We start from the raw sequence: 24481 nt of genomic DNA on the forward strand, positions 1-24481 counted from the left end.
CCATAAGTCGCGCTACGACGTGACGGGGCGAGCGGTCGCTTGCTGAGAGCGGCGGACGCCGGCCATGAAGCGCTGCACGTCAGGGTCGACGCGAATGTCGCTGGGGCGAAGCGGACGCGACAAGTAAAGTCCGTCAAGGCTCGTCAGGCGTGACAGCGCGACGTACGTCTGCCCCGGCGCGAACGCGCCCGAACCCAGGTCGATGATCGCCTGGTCGTAGGTCTTGCCCTGTGACTTGTGGATCGTCACGGCCCACGCGAGCCGCAAGGGAAACTGCGTGAACTCCGCGACGATGTCGCGCTTCAGTTGCTTCGTCGACGCGTTGTACGCGTAGCGGAATCGCTCCCACACCGTCGGCTCGACGTCGAACTCATCACCATCCACATCGACGCGCACGCTATCTCCGGAAATGCGCGTGACGGTTCCGATGGTTCCGTTCACGTACCGCGGCGGCTCCGGGAACGAGCCAATGTCGTTGCGCAAAAACATCACCTGCGCGCCGATCTTGAGCTTGAGTTCAGCGTCGGCGGGATAGTTCGCTTCGCCCCGGCCGAATTCGCCGTTGATCTCGGCGACGGCCGTCTGCTCGCGACCGGGGAGGGCGGCGAGGTGGCGACGGTTGATGTTGTTGACGATGTCGTTGCGGGTCGCGAGCGTGATGACCGGGTTCTCCGGGTCATCCGACGGCGTGCGCGCGCCCTGCGTGTTCAGAACGCCCGCGATATCAGCGGTGACGCGGCCGTAGCGCACGGCGTTGAGCATGGTCTTGAAACCGTCGTCCGACTGACGGTGAATGTCGACGAGCTCGACGATGTGCAGCGGCGCACCCGGGGTTCCGATGTCGAGCATGCCCGCGTCGCTCGCCTTGCCCGCCCACACGTGGGCGTCGAAGAACCAGAACGAGCGGTAGTGGTCTTGCACGTACCGCAACTCATCGCCGCGCGGCGGCACCGGGGCAAGCTGATACGGGTCGCCGAACATAACGACCTGCACGCCACCGAATGGTTCGCCGCGCTTGCCGCGCGCTTGGCGCAGGGCACGGTCCATGCCGTCCATCAGGTCAGCATTGACCATTGAAATCTCGTCGATCACGAGGGTGTCGATGGCGTTGAGAATCTTGCGGGTCGGGTCAGACTGCTCAATCTCGCTGTCGGCGATCAAGCCGATCGGCAGGCGAAACAGCGAGTGAATCGTTTGGCCCTCAACGTTGAGCGCCGCAACACCCGTCGGCGCACAGATCGCGATCTGCTTCGACGTGTTCCACGCCAAGTACTGAAGCAGCGTGGACTTACCGGTGCCCGCACGCCCCGTCACGAAAACATGCTCACGCGTGTCTTCAATCAGACGGAACACGGCTTCTTGTTCCGCCGAGAGGGGTGGGAGGTTCACGATTGTCCTTCAGCTGGGCTTCATTCCATCGTAGTTGCCCGGGTGTGCGCCGCGCCGCGGCGATTCACACCATCAGAGACCACCACTCAACGCTCAGGCTCTGCACCGGCGCGAATCCCTAGACTGTTCTCGTGGAGCCAGAGCAACGCCGCGGCAAGCGCAGACTCGCGCGTGACCTCACACTCCTGGCCCTGGCCGGAGTGCTCCTCGCCGTGGGCGGTTTCTTTGGCTACAAGCTGCTCTACACGAACGTCTACGGCCCGGGCGCGTTTGTCGAGAAATATTTGATGCTGCTGAGCGAAGGCCGCGCCGCTGACGCGCTTGTCGTACCCGGCGTGAGCGTTGATTCCACCGAGCTCGAAGAAGCTGGCATCGACCCCGCAGCCTCCGACGCCCTCCTTCGCCGTGATGCCCTCGCACCACTCAGCAACATTGAAATCGTCTCTGAGCGCACCGATGGCGATCTCGTCTTGGTGACCGCTTCGTACACCGCCGGCGGTGTCAACGGAACCACGACGTTCGCCGTGCAAGAGAACGGCTGGGAGGGGCTGGCGCCGGGATGGAAGTTCGCCCGCACCCCGCTCGGCGTGATCGATCTCACCGTCTTCGGTTCGATGTCGTACTCCATCAACGGGTTCACGGTCGACAAGCGCCAGGTCTCCATCGACGGCGTCGACGCGATTCCCTCCGAGGCGATCCCCATGCTGGTGTTCTCCCCCGGCCTGTATTCGGTCGCTGTCGACACCGCGATCTCCACGGCGAGCGGAACCGCGGTGCTCGCCGACGTGCCGCTCACATCGGTACCGGTAGTTGTACAGACGCAGCCGACGCCCGAGTTCGTCGAGGTTATCCAAGAGCGCGTGAACGACTTCCTCGTCACGCAGTGCGCGTCACAACAGGTTCTGCAGCCCACGAATTGCCCGTTTGGCCTCACGGTCGAAAACCGCATCGCGAACCTGCCCACCTGGACCATTTCGCAACTTCCGGCCATCACCGTCGCACCCGATGGTTCCAATTGGCTCATCCCGGAGGTGAGCGCGGTCGCGACCGTCACCGTCGAAATGAAGTCGCTCTACGACGGGTCAACGTGGGAGCGCGTTGAAGACGTGCCGTTCACGATGCGCGGCGCGATTCGCATGACGCCCGATGGGCAAGCGTCGATCAGTATCTCCGCCGTCGCGCTGGACTAGCGGAACCATTCAGTTGCGCTGCGAGCGCCGCCATGCGTCGTGCGGCTACTTGCCGCGGGCGGCGTCGCGCTCAGCCATGTACGCGAGCTTGGCGTTGTACTCTTCGAGTTCGGCGTCGCCCGTGCGGTCAGCGTGCCGGTCGCGGCTGCGCTGGAGGCGCTCGTCGCTGCGGCTCCACTGGATCGCGATAACGATGCCGGTGATGAGCGTCGGAATCTCACCGATCGACCACGCGATGCCGCCGCCCACGTACTGATCCGCCATCGGCGTATTGCCCCACGTGCGACCCATCGAGCCGTACCATTCGGCGGCCATCAGCCCCTCGTTCATCATGATGGCCATGCCGAAGAAGGCGTGCATCGCGGCGACCGCGACGAGCGTGATGAGGCGGCCCGCGTACGGGAAGCGGAACGGAATCGGGTCGATGCCAACAAGGGTGAGCACGAACAGGTAGCCCGAGATCAAGAAGTGGGCGACCATCCAGATGTGACCGAGGTGGTCATACAGTGCCCAGCGGAACAGGTCGGTGTAGTAGAACAGCCACAGCGAGCCGACGAAGATGGCGGCGGCAACGATGGGGTGCGTGATGACCTTGGAGTACGGCGAGTGGATTGCCCACATCACCCATTCGCGCACGCCACGGGTGCCATCGCGACGCTTGTCGACAGCGCGAAGCAGCAGGGTGATCGCGGAACCAAAGACAAGGCACAGCGGAATCGCCATGGCCAGCAACATGTGGCCCATCATGTGCACGCTGAACAGGTAGGCCTGGTAGGCGTTGATCGGTCCGCTGGTCACCCAGATCAGCAGCAGCATGCCGAGAATCCACAGGACCGTGCGGTAGATCGGCCAGTGGTCGCCCCGGCGGTGCAGACGGTAGACACCCATCAGGTACAGCACGATGCCACCAACGGCGAACGACAGCCACAGGATGTCGATGTTCCACTCGGAGAACCAGCGGTCGATCGTGAGCTCGGGCGGCAGCGGTGCGTTGGTGAGGCGCTCTGCGGGCGTGCGCGAGACACCGGTCGACAGCAGCGCCACAGGAGACGGTGTGCGGGCAAGAGCCGCGGCCACACCGCTCGCGATACCCATCACAGCAAGTTCGAGGGCGACAAGGCCCCAGAACGGCGCTGCCGTCTTTGCAGAGTCGGTCTTGGCGATGAGCTTGGTGCGGTACATCGCACCAAAGACGCCGAGGGCGAGGAGGGCTACGACCTTGGCGATCACGAGCACACCGTAGGGGGAGAACAGGTACTGCCAGTCGCCGAGTCCGGTGAAGGCACGAACGGCACCGCTGAGGGCGACGACGACGAATGCTGCGAGTGCGAGCGACGAGTACCGCAGCAGCACCGTGGTGATGTTCTTCACGTGGGGACGCACGATGACGATCGCGAGAAGGCCACCGACCCAGACGCCGGCACCGATGACGTGCATGCCGAGCGACGAGACCGCGAGGTTGTGGTTAGCCAGGTCGCCAGCGTGGCCCTGCGTGACCATGGGCATCGCGACCGCGACGGTGAGGACGGCGGCGAAGAGCGTCGCGAGCCACGAACGCCACGCGAACGTCAGCACCGTCAGCGCGGCCGCACCGATCGTCGTGAGCAGCCACGCGGTTCCGAGCGGATTATCGGTGAGGTAGCGGCCCAGTTGCTGCCCGAAGTCGGGGCCGAGTGAAACCTGCGGGTTGAAAACCAGGACGAAGTTGAAGAACGCTGCGGTACCCGCTGACACCGTCAGCAGACCGGCGGCGAATGACGCCGTGTCGAGCAGTACGTCGTAAGCGCGGTCGCCCGGCTTGAACGAGAACAGGGCCATCACGAGCGCGCCGAGAGCTGCCGCCAGCGAAAGGTTGACGAACATCTTCGCGATCGGCAGGCCCCAGCGGGCCACGGGGCCGGGGTCACCGAGGTCAAGCGGTGCCGCGCCTTGGCCATAGGCGAGTCCGATCACGATAGCGACGACAGCCGCGACGATCAGAATCACCGGGCCGAGGGCCCGCAACGTGCGCGGTTTCACCCTTCTAGCCTAGGCGCTCGCCCCTGGGTGCTCGCCCGTCACGTGCCCGGCGTGCGTGACCACAGAGAAAACAACAGAGGGCGCCGCGCGATGCGACACCCTCTGTTCAGAAAGCTGAATTACTTGACAGCTGCCTTGAGCTTGGAACCAGCGGTCACCTTGACGCGCTTGCCAGCAGGAATCTTGATCTCTGCACCGGTCTGCGGGTTGCGGCCCGTGCGTGCGGACGTGTCGACCTGCTCGAACGCGATCCAACCCGGGATCGAAACCTTCGCACCCTTAGCAACAGCGTCAGAAACCGTAGCGAACAGTGCGTCGAGAACACCCGACACCGAAGCCTGGCTCTGACCGGTTGCCGAAGCGATGCTTGCGACGAGCTCAGTCTTGGTGATGTTCTTGTCAGCCATGTGTTGTCCTCCAGCGGCGACATTTCGCCGCCTGTTATTGCTTGTGGTCTGCGGGCTTTCGCCCCCAGGTGGTCGATCGACCGCCTTGAATGTACCAATGGAATCGGACACTCGCCCGGTTTTCCGCGAGTTTTCACGATTTTTGACAGCGTGTCGCGTGAAAAATGAGGTTTTTGGGACTGATGTGACTGATGTGACTGCTCGTTATGGCTCCAGGTCACCAATGTGTGTCGATCCCGCTGTACACCCGGCGAAACCCCCGGTTATGCGGCAGGATAGGGGCGGTTGACATTGCATTTCGGAGGTAACCGTGGCCCAAGCGCCCAAGTCCAACAAGAAGGTCGTTCGCGTCGAGTCGTCGACGCCCTCGTCAGCAGAGGCATCGGCCACGGGGGCTGAGGCCACCTGGAAGCCCACGGCTGAGGCGAAGAAGAAGGCCACGACCTTCCGCATCATCGCTTTCGTGCTGTGGATTCTCGCGATCGCCGGCGAAGCATTCACGATCTTCTACGTGCTCCGCCAGGTACCGGTCAAGATGTGGCTACTGATCGTCATGATCGTCGTCATCGGCATCTTGGCGATCGCTGGTTCGCTCCTCTGGAAAAACGCCAACAAGCTTGACCCGGCATCGAAGAAAGACACCGTTCGCTTCTTCATCCAGAACCAGCTGGGCCTGATCATGACGATCATCGCCTTCCTGCCGCTCATCATCCTGATCTTCACGAACAAGAACATGGACGGCAAGCAGAAGGCGATCGCCGGTTCCGTCGGTATCGTAGTCGCACTCGTCGCCGGCTACTTTGGCCTGAGCCTGAACGCGCCGTCGGTGGAGCAGTACACCGCCGAGACCGGCATCGTGCACGCCATCACCGGCAAAGACGAAGTCACGTGGACCAAGGGCGGTAGTGTCTACCACCTGTGCGCCGCGGTCTCCGCAGTCAACAAGGAATCGAAAGACGGCCAGATCTACGTCGGCACGTCGCAAGACGCCCGCGACGCCGGCAAGGAGCGCCTGACGCTCCAGCTGCCCGCAGAGCTCAAGGAGTGCGGCTACGCCGACTACGTTCTCCCCGCGAACTGGGAGAAGGTCGTTCGCGGCGAAGAGCCCTTCGTCGCTGAAGACTGGGCACAGGGCACCCCGGCTATCGAAGAGTCCGGTGAGCCGACCGACGAAGAGTCCACCGACTCCGAGTAACGCCTACGCACAAAGGCTCCGAGCCTGCCTGACGGCGCTCGGAGCCTTTGTCGTTGGTGCAGGAACCACAAGTACAGGAACGCCGTCAGGAATGCCAAAAGGGCGCCTCCCGAAGGAGACGCCCTTTTGTGAAAAGTGCTTACCAGCTCGACTTGGTAACACCCGGAAGCTCACCGCGGTGAGCCATGTCGCGGAAGCGAACACGGGAGATACCGAACTTGGAGAGGTGACCACGCGGGCGACCGTCGATGACGTCGCGGTTGCGAACGCGCACCGGCGAAGCGTTGCGGGGCAGCTTCTGCAGGCCGAGGCGGGCAGCTTCGCGCTGCTCGTCGGTCGAGGTGGGGTCAACCAGAGCCTTCTTGAGCTCCAGGCGCTTAGCGGCGTAGCGCTCGACGATGACCTTGCGCTGCTCGTTCTTAGCGATCTTGCTCTTCTTAGCCATTCTTAACGCTCCTCTCGGAACTCAACGTGCTTGCGTACGACGGGGTCGTACTTCTTCAGCACCAGACGGTCGGGGTTGTTGCGACGGTTCTTGCGGGTCACGTAGGTGTAACCCGTGCCAGCCGTCGACTTCATCTTGATGATCGGACGTACGTCCTGAGCCTTCTTCGCCATTAGAGCTTCACACCCTTCGCGAGGAGGTCCTTAACGACCGACTCAATTCCGCGAGCGTCAATAACCTTGATGCCCTTAGCCGAAACGTTGAGCGTGATCTTACGACCGAGCGATGCAACGTAGTAGGTCTTCTTCTGCACGTTCGGGTCGAAGCGACGCTTCGTCCGGCGGTGCGAGTGGCTGATGTTGTGACCGAAGCCGGGAACAGCTCCTGTCACCTGGCACACTGCTGCCATGGTGTCTCCTTCTGTACCGTGAAGCCGGACGGCTTCACCCAAGATCCCTTGTCTGCACACGCCTTTCCACCACTCATTTCTGAGTCAGAAGGAAGGGAATGTACGAACTGCGTGCTGGAGTGCCCGCAGACAAGGGATCAGTTTAGCACGGGATCTGGCGTTCTCTGAACGGGCGCCGGCGATGGTTTCACGTGGAACCAGGGGCCGCGGAACCAGGGAGCGGCTCGGTTGCGCCACGGCCGGGCCGGAAGGGCGAGACGGTCGGGTCGTCCGTGATCCAGAAGCGCCACGGGAATGCGCTCGTGCCAGCGATACCCGCGACGCCGACGCGGGGCCCCGTCGAGAACGCAGCCAATGGTTCCGTGCGGAGCAGGAGTTCAGCGACGGCACCCGCCTGGGGCGCATGCGCGATCGCGTCGATGCCATCGTGACGCGGATGCCGGAGGCCGATCGCTTGGCCGAGCCGCCCCGGCCCGCGCGCGAGGTCGCGGTCGCGGGGCATGCGCGGGCCGCCAGGGCCGGGCAGGCTGCGACGCTCGCGGGCGAGCTCCACCCCTTCAATAACCTCACCGGCGCGCAACAGCATGCCGTCGCCACGCCCCTCGGGGCCGGCGGCCACGTTGACACACGAATGAATGCCGTGACTGAGGTAGACGTAAAGGTGTCCGGGTTCGCCCCACATCGTGGCGTTGCGATCGGTGCGGCCCATGCGGGCATGCGAGCCGGGGTCAGGAACATCGCCCGTTCCTTGCCCGTGATACGCCTCAACCTCGGTGATGCGCACGGCGACCGTGCCGTCATCGGTCGTGACGCGCAGCACGCCGCCGAGCAACGTGGGCGCGACCTCGACCGCGTAGCCGAGCAGGTCGGCGCGGGTCGCTGGCCTTAAAGCTGACTGCGCGAGCACCATGAGACATCGAATCCGTTCAATTCGCTGATGACGGAGCCATCAGTGACGTCGACGATACGCGTCACGGTCTTCGGCATGGGCCGCGTGTAGGTGTCGTAGGGGTTGTTCGCGTAGTCGGGCGCAACGATCGCGGCCACGTACTGCCCGCTCGGCGACACACAGAACTGCAGAATCGGCTCGGTCTTCTCGTTGACGACGACGGAGCGCACGGAACCATCGGCGGCAACGAGCTCGATCGCGTGGCCCGTGGGCATTCCCGCCTCGTCACGCTGCGTCACCGCCCACAGCTGACCGCCGTTCGCAGCCGGTTCGACCGGGCCCGGGGTGCCGCTCAGGGCCGGGAGCTCGATCGGGGTTTCAACACCGGTCTGCAGGTTGACGCCGACCGGAACGCCCGAGCGATCGATAATCGCTTCGTACGTGCCGCGGGATATGCCGTCAATCGCATATGCGGTTCCGAGGAGTGCCGAACTCTCGCCCTCGGCAAGCAGCAGGTCGCCAGCGAAGGTGACCACGAGGATGCTCTGGGAGTCGGGTACGAACATCCAGTCCCCCACCGAGGGGTCTGTGCTCGCAAGCTCGAGTTCGACCGGTGTCGCTTCAGGGACATGAACTGACGCAGTGTAAAGAATGCTCGCGCGGCCTGACGTTTCGGTCAGTTCGCGGTCGGTGAAGAGGTAGCCGAACGCGCCGCCCCGGTGCGCGACCTGGAGGCTCGTGACGTAGCCGTCGCCAGGGAGCGTGACGTAACGCGGGTTCGTGCCGTCACGATCGGTGATGATGATGGCGCTGCGCTCGTCTTCCTCAACGAGAATCACGAGAGCATCGGGAGCGACCCGCACCTCTTCAATGTGCTCGTGCGTGAAGATCGTCTCGCGCGTCATACCGTCGATTGGCATCGCGACGATCATGTCGAACCCGCCCGTGCCCTCTCGTTGCAGCATGACGATGGAGGCTGGTGCGGTTGTGACGCTGGTTTCGAGCGTGACCTCGGGGCCGCCACCGACCGCACTCACACCGGCGATCTGCACGGCGTAAGTGGTGTCGTCGTTGAGCGGTGACGTAAAGCGCACCCCGATATTGCGGCCCTGCGCATCGACCGTGAAGTCCGTTGCCGGGGTGACCGTGACGTCGTCGGCAGTGATGCCCTCGAGCGCCTGGTTGGTCGTAAGGGTAAGGCGTGTGCCGGAAGTTTCAATCGCCGCGGAACCATCGAACGTCACGTTCGTGAGGCGCGGACCCTGAATGAGCGCCGCGGCGGCACCCACCCCCGCGAGAAGCGCGAGTGCCCCGACAACGGCCGTCACCCGACGCCAGAACGTGGCGGTCGTGGGCCGATTGCGCTGGCGGCGCTGCTCAGTACTCATACGGATCCGCCGGCTCATCAATCGGGGTCACGCTCGTCGTGCGCACGACAAGGGCGCCGTTCGCATTCGCTTCGACGATGCCGTCGACGCTCACCCACTGCCCCGTTTCGGGGCCGCTCGCGAGCTCAACGAGCGGAATACTGGCTGGTTGCGCGTCGATCACGCAGTGCGTCACGACGAGGCGAGTGAGCTGCATCGCGCCGTCAGCCTTTGAAGGAGTAACGAACCCGGTGAGCGTGACGGTCGTACCCTCATACAGGCGCGAGTCGGGTGCCGTCGCGAAAACGCTCGCCCAGTCGCCAACGCCGAAGGTCGCGGTATCGCCCGTGGTGGCGAGCGCGATGACGTCGTCGCCGCCAAAGAGCGGTGTGACCCCGAGGTCGCGGTCCATCGCGGTCTGGGCAGACAGCGAAGCCGGCGGCAGAACCAGTGCTGCCGCCACGACAACGACAGCAATGGTTCCGCCCACGGCAGCCGCCACCGTTCCCGCGATGCGGCGCCCCGGTTTCTGCGTCGCGTCACCATGATCGTGGTCATGCTCAGCCTCACGGCCCAGCGGAATCGCAAACGACGCGACGCACCCGACGAGCGCGAGCACCGCCATCGCGATGGCGAACCAGGCACCGTCCGGGTTGATGTAGAGCGCGAGGTTGCCGGTGACGGCAAGCACAATCGTGGCAACGGCGATCGCGGCGGTGACGCCGACGCCCAGCAGGCGCGTCACGAGCGACGAGGCGGGAGACATCGATGCGTTAGACAAAGAGGTTCACCCCGATTCCGAGCACGAAGGCAAACAGCAGCACGATCGCGACGATGATCGCGAGGGTGCGGGTGGTGAACGTGGTGCGCATGAGCGCGAGCATCTTGACGTCGACGATCGGCCCGACGACCAGGAAGGCGACGATCGAGCCCGATGAGAACGTGCTTGCGAACGAGAGCGCGAAGAACGCATCGACGTTGGAGCAGATCGCGACGATCATCGCGAGCATCATCATCGTGACGATCGAGAGCACCGGATTAGACCCAATCGCGATTAATGCCTCTCGCGGAATAAGCACCTGAACGGCGCCCGCGAGAGCCGAGCCGACGACGAGTGCTGGCATCACGGCGCGCAGCTCGATGATGAATTGCGTCAGCGTGCGCTCGGTCTTCGCGCCGTGAGCGTGGTGGGCGGCATCGCACGTCGCGAGGAACTTCTCGGTGAGCAGGGCGTCGGGGTTCGGGTGGCGGGAGAACACCCAGCCGATGAGGTTTGCCACCACGAATCCGCCGACCAAACGGGCGATGAGAATGCCGCCGTCCCAGCCAAACGCGGCGTGAGTTGTGATGATGACGATCGGGTTGACGATCGGTGCTGCAACCAAGAACGTGAGGGTATCGGCAGGTGTGAAGCCGCGCATCATGAGTCCGCGAGCGAACGGAACGTTGCCGCACTCGCACACCGGAACCACGACGCCGAGGAGCGAAAGCACCATACGGCGAGCCCATGCCCGTTTTGGCATAAGTCGTTCGAGCACGCCCGACGGCAACCACACCTGCACCGCGATCGAGAGCGTGACGCCCAGGATCACCCACGGCAGCGCCTCGATGAGCACGCTCAGCGCGAGGGTGAGTCCGTCTTGTGCGCGGTCAGGCAGGTCGACGCTGAACAGCGTCGGCGCCCACAGGTCGATCGCGACCAGCGCGGCGATGACGGCGAGCCCGATGCCGATCAGTATGGCCACACGACCCGTCGATCGCGTGGATGATGCCGAGGGAGAACGCGTTGCGGTCACGAGTCGCTGCGGGCCGCCCCGCACGATGCGCACAGACCGAAGATGTCGACGACGTGCTCTGCCTCCGTGAAGCCGTGTGCCGCGGCCATTGAGCGCGCCCACTGTTCTACGTCGGTCGCCGCGATTTCAACGGTGCGTCCGCAGCGGCGGCAAATGAGGTGGTGGTGGTGCCCGGCCGACGAGCATGCACGGTAGAGCGATTCGCCCTCGGGACTCTGCAGCGAGTCGGCGTCGCCGTTGGAGGCGAGTGATGCGAGCGCCCGGTAGACGGTTGCCAGACCAATGCCGGTGTTGTCTTCGCGGAGCGCCGCATAGAGCGCCTGCGCGCTCACAAAACCGCCCGCGTCTGCGAGTGCTTCACGCACTCGTTCGCGCTGCCACGTGTTTCGCTGAGCCATGATCTGAGCTTACTGAGGATTCCTGAGTGCGGTTACGGCAGGCGCGTGACGCGGTCTCGCCGCGCGCCGATAGTGCGGCACCCGATGTATATGACGAAACTGACGGTCGTGATGTACGGGCTGACCGGAAGGGTGCCCATCACGGCCAGCAGAATACCGCCGACGGCGGAAACGATGCCAAAGGTCGCGGCAAGCACCGGCACGGCGATCGGGCCGGTAGCGACGCGCATCGCTGCGGCGGCCGGCGTCACGATGAGCGCCATCACGAGCAGCGCGCCCACGATGTGCACCGCGACCGCAACGATGAGTCCGAGCAGCACCATGAAGACGAGCGACACAGCGGTCGTCGGAACACCACGTGCTGCGGCCGACTGCGGGTCGAGTGAATCGAAGCGCAGCGGACGCCACATCAGCAGCAGGCCGATCAGCACAATCACCGAAATGATGAGAAGCGAGGCGAGCTGCGGGCTCTGCACCGACACGATCTGACCGGTCAGCAGGCTGAATCGGTTGGCGCTACGGCCGTCGTACAGGCTCAAGAACAGCACACCGAGGCCGAGACCGAACGGCATCAGCACGCCGATGACGGAGTTGCGTTCGCGGGCCTTGGCACCCATCAGGCCGATGATGGCCGCCGCGATGACGGAACCAACAATCGAGCCAGTGACGACGTCAGCGCCGATGAGGAGGGCAGCTGCGGCACCCGCAAACGAGAGCTCACTGATGCCGTGCACCGCGAACGCCATGTCGCGCTGCATGACGAATGTGCCGATGAGTCCGCCAACGAGGCCGAGGACGGCACCCGCGACGATCGACATCCACACCAGGCCGACGATTTCGCCGTAGAACGGCACGCCGCCGAACATCAGCTCGGCAATGTCATTCCAGTTCACAGGTCGTCTCCGTGGGCGTCAGCTTCGGCATGGCAGTGGGCTTCGCCAGCATCGGGGGCACCGACGACGACGAGGCGACCACCCGCACGAAGAACTTCAACAGGGGCACCGTACAGGTCACTCAGCACCGCGGTGTTGAGCACTTCGGCCGGGGTGCCGAGCGTGAACTTGCCACCCGCGAGGTAGAGGATGCGATCGACGGAGTCGAGCACGGGGTTGATGTCGTGTGTCACGAGCACAACACCGGCTTGCGTGCGCCGCCGATAGTCGTCGACGAGGGCGACGATGCCCTGCTGGTTGGCGAGGTCGAGGCTCGTGAGGGGCTCATCGCACAGCAAGAGTCCGGGTTCGTCAGCGAGCGCCTGACCGGCGCGCAGCCGTTGCTGCTCGCCACCGGAAAGCTGACCGACGGGGCGGTCAGCGAAGGAGCGGGCGTCAACGGCGTCGATGAGTTGTTCGACGCGCTCGGCGTCAGCCTTGCGGCGAATCGGGAAGCCAAAGCGGTGGCCGGTGACCCCCAACGTGATGAGGTCGCGACCGCGCAATGAGGTGTCTGGCGGCAGTGGGCGCTGCTGCGGGATGTACCCAATGCGGCGATTACCTTTGCCCGCAACTGGCGCACCCAACACACTGATGGTTCCGGCGCTCAGCTTGTCGAGCCCCAGAATCGCGCGTACGAGACTCGTTTTGCCGGAGCCGCTAGGGCCGAGCACAGCGATGAGCTCGCCGGGGTGCACGGTGAGGTCGAGGCCAGCCCACAGCGTGCGGCCGTCGCGGTGGAGGGCTCCGCCGCGGATCTCGAGGGGGTTGTTCACGAGGCGTGCTCCAATGTGCCGGCGAGGGCGGCGACGTTCTGGCTCATCCAGGTGACGTAGGTGAGACCATCGGGCAGGATTTCGGAAAACTCCAGCACCGGGATGCCAGCCTTTTCGGCGTCACCGATGATGCGCTCGGTTTCGTTGCCACCGGTCTGCGCGTTCGCGATGACCACGGCGATGTCGCCGTTTTCGAGCACGCGCAGGGTCTCCAACAGCGTCGCGGGGGCGACATCTTGCCCCTCTTCGACAGCCTCCAAGAAAGCTGCGGGGGTGCTGTTGTGCATACCGAGCAGGTCGGTCAGGCGCAGCGCCACGGGCTCGGTCACAAGGATGTGGGTGTGCTCCTGCGCGGCCGCGAGCGCCGTGATCTCAGCGGTCAGCCCATCGAGGTCGGCGTCGAGCGCCGCGGCATTCATTTCGTAGTACGCGGCGTGCGGCGGGTCAAGCTCGCTGAGGTGTTCAGCGATGTCTGCGGCGAGACCCGCGATCACCGCAGGGTCGTACCAGACATGCTCATTGAAACCGACGATGTGGTTGTGGCCCGCGTGGTCGGCTTCGGCTTCGCCGCCATGCGCGTCCCCGTCTTCGTGAGCGTGTTCATCGTCGTGCGCGTGCTCGTCGTCGTGCGCGTGCTCGTCGTCATGAGCGTCGGCCTCATCCTCATCATGACCTTGGTTATCTTCACCACCATCGCCCGGGTAGTCCGGAGCAAACGAAACGGCCTCAATGACCGGGATGCCATCGGTCGTGACCAGCCCGGCGACGAACGCATCGTATCCGCCACCGTTGCTGACGATCAAGTCAGCACGGTTTACGACGAGCTTGTCTTTTGACGAAGGCTCGTACTCGTGCGGGTCTTGTGCAGCGGAGGAGATCAGTGAGGTGACCGCGACGTGCTCTCCGCCAATTTCTTCGACGATACTTCCGTACACACTCGTTGTAGTGACGACCTGCACACGGGCGTCGGTCGTCGCCGGCGCAGTGGAACAGCCCGCGAGGGTGAGAGCAGAGATGGCAAGTGCAGAGAGAGCGAGGACGCGGGGCATGCGTCGAGCTTAACGCTAATGAGAATCGTTATCAACTCGACTGGAGGGGCCCTTTACCCTGGAACGAGATCACGTAAGGGGACACCATGGTCAACACTCATCGGGGCAACGCATGAGTCCCGCGCCAACCACCATCACAATCACCGGCCGGCGCGGCTGGCAGCCACACAAGCACACGCTGACAATTGCGCTGATACCTCTCCTCGTGGGCGCGGCGATCATCGCCGTGTGGCTGGGCGCTGTCACGCTCTCCACCGGATCCCCCGTGGCCACGATCTTCGCGGTCAGTGCGCTCGCGCTTCTCGGCGTCGGCATTGGCATTCTCGCCGCAAAGGTGCGCGCCGCGCGCCCGCTCGTGGTGCGGGTGGCGGCCACCGCCGACACTGTGACGTTTGACGCTGGCGTCGGCGCCCGCACCCTGATGCGTTCGCTCGCTCCGATTGGCGTCATCATGCTCGCGAGCCTTATCGCGCTCCTGTTCCGCGGCGAGCTCTACGGCGATCAGGGTGACGCCATATTCTCCGGCGCTGGCCGCTTCGGCTCGGTGGTGTTCTTCGCCGTGAGCATTCTCGTGATTCCGCCCAGCCTCCGCGCGTGGCGCAGCGCCTCGGGCGCTTCGCTCACGCTGTCACGTGACGGCGTCACACTCTCAGGCCTGCGCACTGGCGGTTCGACAACATGGGCGAACATCGGAGGCACCTCGTTTGCCGCTGAGCGCGCTACCGTGCTCGCAAATACGGGAAGCTTCTCGTGGGGCTCTCGCGACCTCGCGAGCGACCCGGTGGTACTCGCCGATCTGATCACCCACTATGCGGAGAATCCCTCCGCGCGCGCCACCATTGGTTCCGGAACCATGGCACTGCTGCAGTCGGGTCGCTTCTAGTCGGCAAGCGCCGGGTGCAGGTGCTTCGTCTGAAGCGCGGCCAGCGCCTGGCGCCCGCCCGCCCGCAGACTCTCAGCAAGGGGCACGCCGGAGATGTGCGCGGCTAAAAACCCGGCCATAAACGCGTCGCCAGCACCATTCGTGTCGACGATGTGATCTATGGGTTCAGCGGCCGTGCGTACGATGACGCCATCGTCAGCGACCGCGATCGCCCCGTGCGCTCCGAGCGTGCACACAGCGATCTTGGGGCCGCGTTCAACACACGACCGAATGAGTGATTCGGGGTCGTCAGTGGCGTCGCCGTTCATGAAAACGATGTCGGCGTTGCGCAGAAACGGCTCGTGAAACTCCGCTGCGCCGTCGTAGTCATGCAGATCCACCCAGATCGTTGGCGGTGTTGGCGTCGCCCGCACCTGAGCGATCAGCGAGCGCCCGGTTTCGGTGAGGTCGATGACCGCGTGATCGGAACCACGGAGTGCTGTGAGCAGATTGGCTTGCTGCTCCGCGGAGGCAAGCGAGGGTGTTGCGAGGTACAGCGATACGCGTTCACCAGCCGGTGTCATCAGATTCAGATGCCGCTCCGTGCGGTCGGCTTCGTGCGCCATAACGGTGACACCCGCACCGCGGAGCGCGTCGGCCACACGGCGTCCATCGCCATCAGACGCCAACAGGGTGTGGAGTTCTACATCCAGCCCCGGCGACGTGAGATGCAGCGCTTTGCCAGCACTGGTTCCGCCCACCGCGTGCCAACGATCCTGCGCAAACTGCATGTGGGGCACGGGCTCGGGAAGATGGTCAAGGAGCACTATTTCGTTCCACGACGCGGGGCCAAAGATCACAACGCGTGCCGGCGAATCCGCCATGTCAGAAGTCTCGCGATGGGGTTGGAGCGCCTGCCGCATCGAAGCGCTCGCGGAGCTCCTGGATTCGGGGTGCGCGTCGCGGGATCTTAGCGAGAGCGGTAGACACGGTGCCCATCTTCGCACACACGCCGCCGAGCGGCGGATGAGGGCAAACACCCCACCCGCCGCGCGCAACTAGTGCGATAGTGCACCCTGCCTGCGGCGACGTAGCCAGAGCGCAAGCCCCATGGCTGCGACCGCGACGATACTCAGGGCTGGAACCATCGCCGTTCCGGTTGAAGCGAGTGGGGCGTTATTGCTACTTCCGCCACCGATTGCACCACCGGCCATCTCATCGTCGTTGCCAGCCCCTCCTCCGGGCCCTTCGCCATCCCCGCCGCCCGGGCCTTCGGCGCCGGATTCATTCGCCGATTCGTAGGGAAGGTGCGCGATAAAGACATCACCGGAGCCAGCATTGATTGCTCCTGCCGGCGCCCCATAGGTGAGCCCACTCAGCCAGACCGAACCGGGGGCGGCATACAAGTTGGGGTCATCCCATTCGTCAGCGCCATCACGTTCAAAGGAACCGAACTGCGTGAGCCGTCCAACCGCACCCGTCGCGGAAATTTCCGCGGTCACGATGTCGACGCTTCCCAAGGACTCCACCATCGCACCATACGAAACACCAACGACCATCAAGCCGCCGTCAGCCCCCAGAACGCCAGCAATTGCGCGGTCGTCTGTCGAGGTTCCGAACTGCGTCGTCCACTCGATCGCACCGTTTCCGTCAACCGCCGAAACATACATGTCGTGATCGCCGAGACTCTCGGCACCGAGGCTTCCCTTGGTATGACCCACCACGTACAGACCATCAGTGCGGGCCACCGCGGCCCACGCTTGATCGGTCTCCGTCGTGCCGAATTGCGTGAGCCATTCCTGGTCACCGCTTGCCGAGTACTTCGCGACATACGCATCCATGCCCCCGGCGCTGGTGGCCCCCGGCATCGCGCTTCCAGCGATACCGGTCACATAGGCGCCACCGTCAGCGGCGAGGCTCACGCCCTGGCCTTTGTCTTCACCCGTCGAGCCGAACTGATGAGCCCAGAGCATGGTTCCGTCATCACCAATGCGCAATACCAGCACGTCTTTGTCGCCTGCGTTCGGCGCAGCAGCAGAACCACCGGTGTAGCCGGCCAAGTAGGCCCCGCCTGCGCCGTCCGAGGCCACCGCGTAGGCTCGATCGGCTGCTCCCTCATCGCCAAAGCGTGTTATCCACTGTTGCTGACCGTCGGCGTCGAGCGCAGCGGCAAAGACTTGGTCGCTTGTTCCCGGAGCGCCGGTGCCATCGGATCGGGTGTAGCCCGCAACGATCAACCCACCTGCACCATGAGGCACGATGCCGTAGGCGCGGTCGTTGGCCCCGGTCGCCACCTGGGAGGTCCACATGACTGCCCCAGAAGCATCGCGGCGTTGCACGAAAATGTCCGTTCCGCCGCGGGTAGCGATCCCTCCAAACGTATCGGCCGCCGTGACGGCAACCACGGTTCCACCGTCAGCGAGCTCGAGGATGCCGCTGGCGCGGTCATCACCAGCGCTCCCCAGCAGCTCGGCATCCCATTGCGGCGGTGGTGTGGTGCGGAGATACCCGTTCAGATCCACGATGCCGTCGCGGAACGCGGGCTGCCACAGCCCCCAGTCATGGCCACCATCCATCACGCGCAATTCTGCGGTAACGCCCGGGGTGCGACGCGCCGCTGTGTAGACAAGATGTGTGGCCATGTCGAGATCGTGACGTGCATCCACCGGGTCAGGATTTGGCCATTCGTCGTCGCCCACGCCCAAGTACAAGTGAACCGGCAGCGTCGGGTCAAAATCGGCGAGCGCCTGCTCGTATGACAATGCCTCATAGCGGGTCTGGTCGTACAACGCATCGCCAATGCCGTACGCGCCATATTCACGGGCCGACGAGTCGGCGGGCGGTGCGTCCTGGTAAGCAGCCGGACTCAGGATCAGGCCCGCTGAAAACGTCTCCTGGTGCGCAAGGGTGAAGCGCAATGCCCCTGCTCCACCCATGGAGTATCCACCCACAGCCCGGGCAAGACGATCGTCGACCGTCCGATAATTCTCGTCAATATAGGTGACGAGGTCTGTGGCGAGGGCGGTTTCGACGGGCGAGCCCGCTCCTTCCGACCCGGTGTAGAGGGAATCGGTGTACCAATTGCCGCGGTCAGACCACGGTGCGTCGGGCATGACAACGATCATCGGCGCGATCTCCCCATCCGCGATGAGCTGGTCAAGGTCACCTTTTACTTGCTGCCACGCAGCCATGGTGTCACCGCGCCCGTGCAGCAGATAGAGCGTGGGATATCGCTCGTCAGACTCGGTATATCCGGGCGGGGTATAGATCGCGAAGTCAACGATGCCAGCGGCCGTCGCTGGGGCCTGCCCGGTAGTAATTTCACCGCCGTCCGCCGCATGAGCCGACATGGGCATTGCGAGAACACCAAGCGCGAGAGTCGCCGCGCCGACCGCAGCTATGACCGCGCGGCGCGCAGGAGGTTTGGGCATGACAGCTCCTCATTGAACCGAAATCAAGCATGAAATTGGAAACGTTTCCAACGCCGTATTGAGTTCAAGTCTCCCATGAGGCGCCACAATCGTCAACGGGGAGCAGTCAACCGCCGTCCGCCAGGTCAGGAGGCTCGCGATGGGGTCGCTGCTTCACGTTCCCGCAACGCTCGAGTCATACGAAAACGGGGTGTCTCCGCTGCTATGAGCGGTGGAGACACCCCGTTTTCGTCTAACTCAGTCGAGCAGGAGCGCGGGCTCCTCGAGGATCGACGCGACATCGGCAATGAAGCGGCTCATGCCGTCGCCATCGATAACGCGGTGGTCGAACGAACCCGACACCGTCGTCACCCAGCGCGGGCGCACTTCACCGTCAACAACCCACGGCTTTTGCGTGATCGAGCCGAGCGCCACAATGCCAGCCTCACCCGGGTTGATGATCGGGGTTCCGGCATCCATCCCAAACACGCCAATGTTGGTGATCGTGATGGTGCCCTGCATCTGCTCGGCGGGCGTCGTCTTGCCTTCGCGTGCGGTGAGCGTGAGCTTCTCCAGGGCGCACGCCAGGTCGCGCAGCGACATATTCTGAGCGTCCTTAATGTTCGGCACGACGAGGCCACGCGGCGTCGCGGCAGCGATACCGAGGTTGACGTAGTTACGCACCACGATCGACGCACCATCTTCACCGTCGACCCACGCGGCGTTCACCATGGGCGTGCGCTGAGCGGCCCAAATAACGGCGCGAGCCATGATCAGCAGCGGCGAAACGCGAATGTCAGCGAAATCGGGCGAGGCCTTGAGGCGCTTCACGAGCTCCATCGTGCGCGACGCGTCAACGTCTTTCCACACGGTGACGTGCGGCGCCGAGTAGGCCGATCGCACCATCGCGGCGCTCGTCACCTTGCGCACACCGCGCACCGGAATCGTCTCTTGGCGGTCGCCCGTAGAACCCGGAGCAGCGGAACCATGAGCTTCCGGCGCCGAGGGAGCGACCGGAATCGTCTCCTCGCGCACGACGCCCCACTCCGGCGTTTCAATGTTGCGGAAAACACTCGCTTGCGACGCATGGCCCATGACATCGTCGCGGGTCACTTCGCCGGCGGCACCCCTGCCCGCAACCTGCGTGAGGTCGACGCCGAGATCGCGCGCCAGCTTACGGATCGGCGGCTTCGCGATAACACCAGCCGTCGAAATAACCGGGTCTTGCACGACCTTGCGGCGACGCGACTTCACTTCACCCGCGGTTCCGTAGCCCACCAGAACGGAGCCACCTCCCTCGGCGGCGGGGGCAGGAGTCTTGGCGGCTGGGGCCGGGGCTGCAGAACCATCGGTCACGGTGATGATCGGCGCACCCACTTCGATCGTGACGCCCTCCGCAACCAGCAGTTCGCCAATGGTTCCGGCGAACGGCGACGGCAGCTCAACGAGCGACTTCGCCGTCTCAATCTCAACGAGCACGTCGTTGACGGCGACGGTGTCGCCGGGCTTGACGCGCCACGACACGATTTCAGCCTCGGTGAGACCTTCACCAACGTCGGGCAGGTTGAACGTCTGAGTCGTCATGATTTCTCCGATCAGTACGCGAGAACGCGGTCGACGGCTTCGAGCACGCGGTCGGGATCAGGCAGGTAGGTGCCCTCGAGTTTGGCGGGTGGGAACGGGGTGTCAAAGCCCGAAACGCGAATCACGGGGGCTTCGAGTGAGTAGAACGCGCGCTCCATGACGGTCGCGGCAACCTCGCTACCAACCGAGACGTTGCCCGGTGCCTCCTGCGCGTAGACCATGCGGCCGGTCTGGCGCACCGAGTCGAGAATCGGGGCGTAGTCGATCGGTGACAGCGAACGCAGGTCGATGACTTCGCAGCTGATGCCCTCCGACTCGGCGAGCACGGCGGCCTGCAACAGCACCGACACCATCGCGCCGTGACCGACGAGGGTGACGTCAGTGCCGCGGCGAACGAGGCGGCTGGAGTGCGTCGCGAGCGCCGACGATTCGAGGTCAACCTCGCCCTTTTGCCAGTAGCGGCTCTTGGGTTCCATGAAGATCACCGGGTCGTTCGACGCGATGGCCTCCTGAATCATCCAGTACGCATCGTTCGGCGTCGACGGGCTGATCACGCGCAGACCAGGAGTGTGCGCGAAGTACGTCTCGGGGCTCTCCTGATGGTGCTCAACCGCGCCAATGTGGCCGCCGTACGGAATACGGATGACCACGGGGAAGGTGACGGAACCTTCGTGACGGTTCGTGAGTTTGGCCAGCTGCGAGGTGATCTGGTCGAACGCCGGGAAGACGAACCCGTCGAACTGAATCTCAACGACCGGGCGGAACCCGGTCATCGCGAGACCAATCGCGGTGCCGACAATGCCCGACTCAGCGAGCGGAGTGTCCAGCACGCGCTGCTCACCAAACTCAGCCTGCAGCCCCTCGGTGACGCGGAAGACGCCGCCGAGCGGGCCAATGTCTTCACCCATCAGCAAAACGCGGGGGTCATTCTGCATGGCGGCGCGCATGCCAGCGTTCAATGCCTTAGAAAAGGTCATCGTGGTTCCGCTCATGCTGCACCCCCTTCGAACGACTCTTCATATTCGGCCAGCCACTGCTGTTGCTCGACCATGAGCGGGTGGTCGTCGGTGTAGACGTGGTCGAACATGAGCTCGGGGCCGGGGTTCGGCAATTCGAGCGTGCGGCGACGAATGGCGGCGCTGAAGTCGCGCGACTCTTCTTCAACGCTTTCGAAGAACTCCGTCGTCGCGCCGCGGTTTTCGAGGAAAGCGCGCATGCGGGCGATCGGATCGCGCTCCGCCCACGACTCTTCTTCGGCCTTCGTGCGGTACTTCGTGGGGTCATCGCTCGTGGTGTGCGCGCCACGGCGGTAGGTGACCGCCTCGATCGCCTGCGGTCCGCGGCCGGCGCGCGCCTCATCGAGAGCGAAGCGGGCGACGGCGTAGCTCGCGAGCACGTCGTTGCCGTCAACCTCGAACGAGGGCATGTATCCGGCGGCACGCTCGTGCAGCGGCGTACGCGACTGGCGGCTCACCGGCACCGAAATGGCCCACTGGTTGTTCTGCATGAAGAACACGGTGGGGGCCTGGTAGCTCGCGGCAAAAACCATGGCTTCGTGAACGTCGCCCTGGCTGGACGAGCCGTCGCCGTAGTAGACCATGACGGCTTCGTCGGTGTCGACGTTGCCGGTGCCACACTTGCCGTCGAAGACGAGACCCATGCCGTAGCCCGCGGCGTGCAGGGTTTGCGAGCCGAGCACGAGCGTGTAGATGCGGGTGTTGCCGTTCTTCGGGTCGGTGGGATCCCACCCGCCGTGCGAGAGTCCGCGCATCAGGCGAATGATGTCAACGACATCGACGCCACGAATCTTCGCGACGACGTGCTCGCGGTACGACGGGAAAAGCGTGTCTTGGCTACGGGCGGCGAACGCCGAACCAACCTGCGCCGCCTCCTGGCCGAAGCTTGGCGGCCAAAGAGCAAGCTGGCCCTGACGCTGCAGGTTCGTCGCTTCGCGGTCGAAGCCGCGCACGATGACCATTTCATGGTAGAACTGCTCAAGCTGGGCGTCGCTCAGCGCATCGATAATCGGACGGAACTGTTCAGCGGCTTCGGTCGGCGCAAACGTGCCATCAGCGGCGAGGACGCGGACGAGACCGGGTGTATTCGTTCGGGTCACAGTTCTACGCTAGCCCCCGCACCGGGTGGCCTTCTGGGAGGGTATCTACAACGGATCGCGCAATATGCACGACAACGTCAATAGATTCCGCCTCACCAATCGAGACACGCAGGCCCTCACCCGCGAACGGGCGCACGATCACGCCACCCGCTTCGAACGCGGCGGCGGCAGCCATCGTGTCGTCGCCGAAGGCAAGCCAAACGAAGTTGGCTTCGGAATCTGGAACCATGATGCCGGCACCGCGGAGAGCGGAAATGAGCTGGGTGCGACGTTCGACGAGAACGGCGACGCGCTGCTTCAGCTGGGCCTCGTTGTCGAGGCTCACGAGGGCCGCGGTTTCCGCCTGCGCCGTGACCGACAGCGGGATCGCGGTCGAGCGTGCGGCGTCAAGAATGCGTGCGTTGCCGATGACGTAGCCGACGCGGAGTCCGGCGAGGCCGTAAGCCTTCGAGAACGTGCGCAGCACGACGACGTTGGGGAATTCGGTGAGGATGCCGTCGCGAATACCGTCGACGGCGTCGTCTGCCGTGACGAATTCGGCGTACGCCTCGTCGAGCATGACGAGCACGTCACCCGGCACTTTCGCAAGGAATGCCCGCACCGCGGCGGTGGAAATGGTTCCGCCCGTCGGGTTGTTCGGCGTGCAGAGGATGATCGCGCGGGTGTTGTCGGTGATGGCCGCGGCCATTGCGTCGAGGTCGTGCGCGAAGTCGGCGGTGAGTGGAACCTTGACGCTCGTTGCGCCGGGAACGAGCGTGAGGCCCGGGTAGGCCTCGAACGAGCGCCACGCGAAGATCACATCGTCGCCGGGGCCGGCGACCGCGAGCAGGAGCTGCGCGATGAGGGCGACGCTGCCGGAGCCGACGTGCACCTCGTCGCTCGACACACCGTACTTCTCGGCGAGGCGGGCACGCAGTCGCGCCGCGGAGGCGTCGGGGTAGCGGTTGATGGTGATTTCGCCACGGATCGCGTCGATGACGGCGGGCAGTGGTTCAAACGGGTTCTCGTTGCTCGACAGCTTAAACGCGTCGGCGCCGGCCTGCTTGCCCTGCTTATACGGGGGAAGCGAGGCGATTTCGGGGCGGACACGTACCGGAGCGGGGGTTGAGGCTTCGTTGGTCACGAGGGCGAGTCTATTGCGCGGTCTATTCCCGCGTCAGCATGTCTACGCGCTCGGCGGCGTTGTGGCGTCATATTCGGTCGTGGTTGAGGGGTGTGGCCCGGTGACCGGAACAGTGCGTGCGGCTTCGTTGCGGATCGCCATACGCTCGAGGCGTTCTCAATGAGGAGGAATCATGATCGAAACGGGCGATGTCGCCGTTATTACGGGCGCGGCGTCGGGGATTGGCGAGGCACTGGCCCGCCAGCTGGCTACCGCCGGCCGGAGGGGAGTGCTGCGCCGTCGGGTGATGCGCTTCGTGACCGAATGCAGGAGTTTGTCGCTGCGGGTCTGCAGCCGGCGGAGGCTGCACGCATCATTCTTGATGGCGCGGCGGCGGGTGATCTGTGGATCTTCACCGACCCGTCGCGTGCCGACGAAATGCTGACCGAACGCACGACGCGCATTCTGCGGCGTGAGGCTTATGCCGTTGAGGTTGTCGACGCTTCGTAGGGGTGTGGGGAGCGTTCACGCGCCCAACCGCGCACAGAAGCCCGAGTTAAGTCGGGGAATCCTGTGGCCGTTGCCAGGGTCGGCGTGGCAGACTCGTGGGCACTATGCGATTCATCACTCGTGTTGTCATTAACGCCTTCGCCCTGTGGGTTGTCACGCTGTTGCCCTGGCTGAAGGTTTCCATCGTGCCGTTCGCTCCGGCAGAAAACCTGCAGCTCGTGCTGACTCTCCTGGCTGTTGGCGCGGTGTTCGCTGTCGTCAACACCGTCATCGGCACGATCATCAAGATCGTCGCGTTTCCGATCTACCTGTTGACGCTCGGCTTGGTCTCGTTCTTGGTGAACGGCCTGCTGCTGTGGATCACGGCCTGGCTCACCACCCCGTGGGGTTGGGGCCTGCGCGTCGAAGACTTCTGGTGGGGCGTCGCCGCCGCCGTTGTGATCTCGCTCATCAACTTCGTGATGGGCATCATCCTGCGCCCCCAGCTGAAGAAGCGCTAAACCCCGCTCTGTCGCGTCCTCGCTCAACTGTCAGTGTGGGTGGTGGCCGACGGTGTCTGCTGACAGGCTCGGTGTTGGTACTTGCTGCTGGACGTGACTCATCGCTCAACTGACCGCGTTTGCGTGTGTCTTGCGC

25 protein-coding genes are annotated in these 24481 nt (G+C 64.3%); 5 read left to right on the plus strand and 20 right to left on the minus strand.

Features of this window, described 5'->3' with window-relative positions:
* Nucleotides 1-12 precede the first annotated feature (12 nt).
* Nucleotides 13-1389, minus strand: coding sequence for an ATP-dependent DNA helicase (locus tag ACQUSY_RS09800; RefSeq protein ID WP_428904300.1), 1377 nt, complete (start codon nt 1387-1389; stop codon nt 13-15).
* A 131-nt stretch (nt 1390-1520) separates the two neighbouring features.
* Here ACQUSY_RS09800 and ACQUSY_RS09805 point away from each other — a divergent pair, with 131 nt between their 5' ends.
* Nucleotides 1521-2579 carry a hypothetical protein gene (locus ACQUSY_RS09805; protein WP_428904301.1) on the plus strand — a complete coding sequence of 353 codons (1059 nt, stop codon included), beginning with the start codon at nt 1521-1523 and terminating at the stop codon, nt 2577-2579.
* 45 nt (nt 2580-2624) lie between these two features.
* Here the strand turns inward: ACQUSY_RS09805 and ACQUSY_RS09810 are convergent, their stop codons facing one another.
* Nucleotides 2625-4598: a bifunctional copper resistance protein CopD/cytochrome c oxidase assembly protein gene (locus ACQUSY_RS09810; protein ID WP_428904302.1), complete on the minus strand. Its 1974-nt coding sequence runs from the start codon at nt 4596-4598 to the stop codon at nt 2625-2627.
* 119 nt (nt 4599-4717) lie between these two features.
* Nucleotides 4718-5005, minus strand: coding sequence for an HU family DNA-binding protein (locus tag ACQUSY_RS09815; protein ID WP_217336556.1), 288 nt, complete (start codon nt 5003-5005; stop codon nt 4718-4720).
* Nucleotides 5006-5315: 310 nt separating this feature from the next.
* On the opposite strand from ACQUSY_RS09815, the gene ACQUSY_RS09820 reads away from it, so the two are divergent.
* Complete coding sequence (locus ACQUSY_RS09820) at nt 5316-6200, plus strand: hypothetical protein (protein WP_428904303.1); 885 nt, start codon at nt 5316-5318, stop codon at nt 6198-6200.
* A gap of 139 nt (nt 6201-6339) precedes the next feature.
* Here ACQUSY_RS09820 and rpsN read toward each other — a convergent pair whose 3' ends face one another.
* The 11 genes from rpsN to ACQUSY_RS09875 form a co-directional block, all read right to left on the minus strand.
* A complete protein-coding gene (gene rpsN, locus ACQUSY_RS09825) occupies nt 6340-6645 on the minus strand; it encodes a 30S ribosomal protein S14 (protein ID WP_428904304.1) in 306 nt (101 codons plus the stop codon).
* A 2-nt stretch (nt 6646-6647) separates the two neighbouring features.
* A complete protein-coding gene (gene rpmG, locus ACQUSY_RS09830) occupies nt 6648-6818 on the minus strand; it encodes a 50S ribosomal protein L33 (protein ID WP_217336553.1) in 171 nt (56 codons plus the stop codon).
* Nucleotides 6818-7054 carry a 50S ribosomal protein L28 gene (rpmB, locus tag ACQUSY_RS09835; RefSeq protein ID WP_147825421.1) on the minus strand — a complete coding sequence of 79 codons (237 nt, stop codon included), beginning with the start codon at nt 7052-7054 and terminating at the stop codon, nt 6818-6820. Before rpmB ends, rpmG begins: the two co-directional genes overlap by 1 nt.
* A 187-nt stretch (nt 7055-7241) precedes the next feature.
* A complete protein-coding gene (locus ACQUSY_RS09840) occupies nt 7242-7964 on the minus strand; it encodes a DNA-3-methyladenine glycosylase (RefSeq protein ID WP_428904305.1) in 723 nt (240 codons plus the stop codon).
* A complete protein-coding gene (locus tag ACQUSY_RS09845) occupies nt 7940-9331 on the minus strand; it encodes a hypothetical protein (RefSeq protein WP_428904306.1) in 1392 nt (463 codons plus the stop codon). Before ACQUSY_RS09845 ends, ACQUSY_RS09840 begins: the two co-directional genes overlap by 25 nt.
* Entirely contained in the window at nt 9321-10091 is a 771-nt protein-coding gene (locus tag ACQUSY_RS09850; protein WP_428904307.1) for a TIGR03943 family putative permease subunit, read from the minus strand. The genes ACQUSY_RS09845 and ACQUSY_RS09850 overlap by 11 nt, the downstream gene beginning before the upstream one ends.
* Nucleotides 10084-11055, minus strand: coding sequence for a permease (locus tag ACQUSY_RS09855; protein ID WP_428904308.1), 972 nt, complete (start codon nt 11053-11055; stop codon nt 10084-10086). Before ACQUSY_RS09855 ends, ACQUSY_RS09850 begins: the two co-directional genes overlap by 8 nt.
* A gap of 47 nt (nt 11056-11102) precedes the next feature.
* A complete protein-coding gene (locus tag ACQUSY_RS09860; RefSeq protein WP_428904309.1) occupies nt 11103-11504 on the minus strand; it encodes a Fur family transcriptional regulator in 402 nt (133 codons plus the stop codon).
* Nucleotides 11505-11536: 32 nt separating this feature from the next.
* Nucleotides 11537-12397, minus strand: a complete 861-nt coding sequence (locus ACQUSY_RS09865; RefSeq protein ID WP_428904310.1) for a metal ABC transporter permease — start codon at nt 12395-12397, stop codon at nt 11537-11539.
* Entirely contained in the window at nt 12394-13212 is an 819-nt protein-coding gene (locus ACQUSY_RS09870; protein ID WP_428904311.1) for a metal ABC transporter ATP-binding protein, read from the minus strand. Before ACQUSY_RS09870 ends, ACQUSY_RS09865 begins: the two co-directional genes overlap by 4 nt.
* Nucleotides 13209-14261, minus strand: a complete 1053-nt coding sequence (locus ACQUSY_RS09875) for a metal ABC transporter solute-binding protein, Zn/Mn family (protein WP_428904312.1) — start codon at nt 14259-14261, stop codon at nt 13209-13211. The genes ACQUSY_RS09870 and ACQUSY_RS09875 overlap by 4 nt, the downstream gene beginning before the upstream one ends.
* A gap of 112 nt (nt 14262-14373) precedes the next feature.
* On the opposite strand from ACQUSY_RS09875, the gene ACQUSY_RS09880 reads away from it, so the two are divergent.
* Entirely contained in the window at nt 14374-15144 is a 771-nt protein-coding gene (locus ACQUSY_RS09880) for a hypothetical protein (protein WP_428904313.1), read from the plus strand.
* Here ACQUSY_RS09880 and ACQUSY_RS09885 read toward each other — a convergent pair.
* From ACQUSY_RS09885 to ACQUSY_RS09910, 6 genes are all read right to left on the minus strand, one after another.
* Nucleotides 15141-16007 carry a carbohydrate kinase family protein gene (locus tag ACQUSY_RS09885; RefSeq protein WP_428904314.1) on the minus strand — a complete coding sequence of 289 codons (867 nt, stop codon included), beginning with the start codon at nt 16005-16007 and terminating at the stop codon, nt 15141-15143. The genes ACQUSY_RS09880 and ACQUSY_RS09885 overlap by 4 nt on opposite strands.
* Before the next feature lie 174 nt (nt 16008-16181).
* Nucleotides 16182-18554: an alpha/beta hydrolase-fold protein gene (locus ACQUSY_RS09890; protein WP_428904315.1), complete on the minus strand. Its 2373-nt coding sequence runs from the start codon at nt 18552-18554 to the stop codon at nt 16182-16184.
* 237 nt (nt 18555-18791) lie between these two features.
* Nucleotides 18792-20117: a dihydrolipoamide acetyltransferase family protein gene (locus ACQUSY_RS09895; protein ID WP_428904316.1), complete on the minus strand. Its 1326-nt coding sequence runs from the start codon at nt 20115-20117 to the stop codon at nt 18792-18794.
* Nucleotides 20118-20128: 11 nt separating this feature from the next.
* The gene (locus ACQUSY_RS09900) at nt 20129-21109 is read right to left on the minus strand and encodes an alpha-ketoacid dehydrogenase subunit beta (protein ID WP_428904317.1); all 981 of its coding nucleotides are present in this window, start codon (nt 21107-21109) and stop codon (nt 20129-20131) included.
* A complete protein-coding gene (locus tag ACQUSY_RS09905; protein ID WP_428904318.1) occupies nt 21106-22233 on the minus strand; it encodes a thiamine pyrophosphate-dependent enzyme in 1128 nt (375 codons plus the stop codon). The genes ACQUSY_RS09900 and ACQUSY_RS09905 overlap by 4 nt, the downstream gene beginning before the upstream one ends.
* Before the next feature lie 4 nt (nt 22234-22237).
* Nucleotides 22238-23356 (minus strand): histidinol-phosphate transaminase, encoded by a 1119-nt coding sequence (locus ACQUSY_RS09910; protein WP_428904319.1) that lies wholly within the window; start codon nt 23354-23356, stop codon nt 22238-22240.
* A 303-nt stretch (nt 23357-23659) separates the two neighbouring features.
* Between ACQUSY_RS09910 and ACQUSY_RS09915 the strand changes: the two genes are divergently transcribed.
* Both ACQUSY_RS09915 and ACQUSY_RS09920 read left to right on the plus strand, forming a co-directional pair.
* Entirely contained in the window at nt 23660-23845 is a 186-nt protein-coding gene (locus tag ACQUSY_RS09915; RefSeq protein ID WP_428904320.1) for a hypothetical protein, read from the plus strand.
* A 104-nt stretch (nt 23846-23949) separates the two neighbouring features.
* Nucleotides 23950-24345, plus strand: coding sequence for a phage holin family protein (locus ACQUSY_RS09920; RefSeq protein WP_428904321.1), 396 nt, complete (start codon nt 23950-23952; stop codon nt 24343-24345).
* Nucleotides 24346-24481: the final 136 nt, after the last annotated feature.

The sequence above is a fragment of the Microbacterium daqui genome (assembly GCF_050408675.1).
Taxonomy (GTDB): Bacteria; Actinomycetota; Actinomycetes; order Actinomycetales; family Microbacteriaceae; genus Microbacterium.

Bases quoted from the DNA above. Each gene is read 5' to 3' on its own strand.
- ACQUSY_RS09880 (WP_428904313.1), top strand. From the start codon at position 14,374: ATGAGTCCCGCGCCAACCACCATCACAATCACCGGCCGGCGCGGCTGG.
- ACQUSY_RS09915 (WP_428904320.1), top strand. From the start codon at position 23,660: ATGCAGGAGTTTGTCGCTGCGGGTCTGCAGCCGGCGGAGGCTGCACGC.
- rpsN (WP_428904304.1), bottom strand. From the start codon at position 6,645: ATGGCTAAGAAGAGCAAGATCGCTAAGAACGAGCAGCGCAAGGTCATC.
- ACQUSY_RS09815 (WP_217336556.1), bottom strand. From the start codon at position 5,005: ATGGCTGACAAGAACATCACCAAGACTGAGCTCGTCGCAAGCATCGCT.
- ACQUSY_RS09920 (WP_428904321.1), top strand. From the start codon at position 23,950: ATGCGATTCATCACTCGTGTTGTCATTAACGCCTTCGCCCTGTGGGTT.
- ACQUSY_RS09885 (WP_428904314.1), bottom strand. From the start codon at position 16,007: ATGGCGGATTCGCCGGCACGCGTTGTGATCTTTGGCCCCGCGTCGTGG.
- ACQUSY_RS09890 (WP_428904315.1), bottom strand. From the start codon at position 18,554: ATGCCCAAACCTCCTGCGCGCCGCGCGGTCATAGCTGCGGTCGGCGCG.
- ACQUSY_RS09860 (WP_428904309.1), bottom strand. From the start codon at position 11,504: ATGGCTCAGCGAAACACGTGGCAGCGCGAACGAGTGCGTGAAGCACTC.
- ACQUSY_RS09840 (WP_428904305.1), bottom strand. From the start codon at position 7,964: ATGGTGCTCGCGCAGTCAGCTTTAAGGCCAGCGACCCGCGCCGACCTG.
- rpmB (WP_147825421.1), bottom strand. From the start codon at position 7,054: ATGGCAGCAGTGTGCCAGGTGACAGGAGCTGTTCCCGGCTTCGGTCAC.
- rpmG (WP_217336553.1), bottom strand. From the start codon at position 6,818: ATGGCGAAGAAGGCTCAGGACGTACGTCCGATCATCAAGATGAAGTCG.
- ACQUSY_RS09845 (WP_428904306.1), bottom strand. From the start codon at position 9,331: ATGAGTACTGAGCAGCGCCGCCAGCGCAATCGGCCCACGACCGCCACG.
- ACQUSY_RS09875 (WP_428904312.1), bottom strand. From the start codon at position 14,261: ATGCCCCGCGTCCTCGCTCTCTCTGCACTTGCCATCTCTGCTCTCACC.
- ACQUSY_RS09900 (WP_428904317.1), bottom strand. From the start codon at position 21,109: ATGAGCGGAACCACGATGACCTTTTCTAAGGCATTGAACGCTGGCATG.
- ACQUSY_RS09895 (WP_428904316.1), bottom strand. From the start codon at position 20,117: ATGACGACTCAGACGTTCAACCTGCCCGACGTTGGTGAAGGTCTCACC.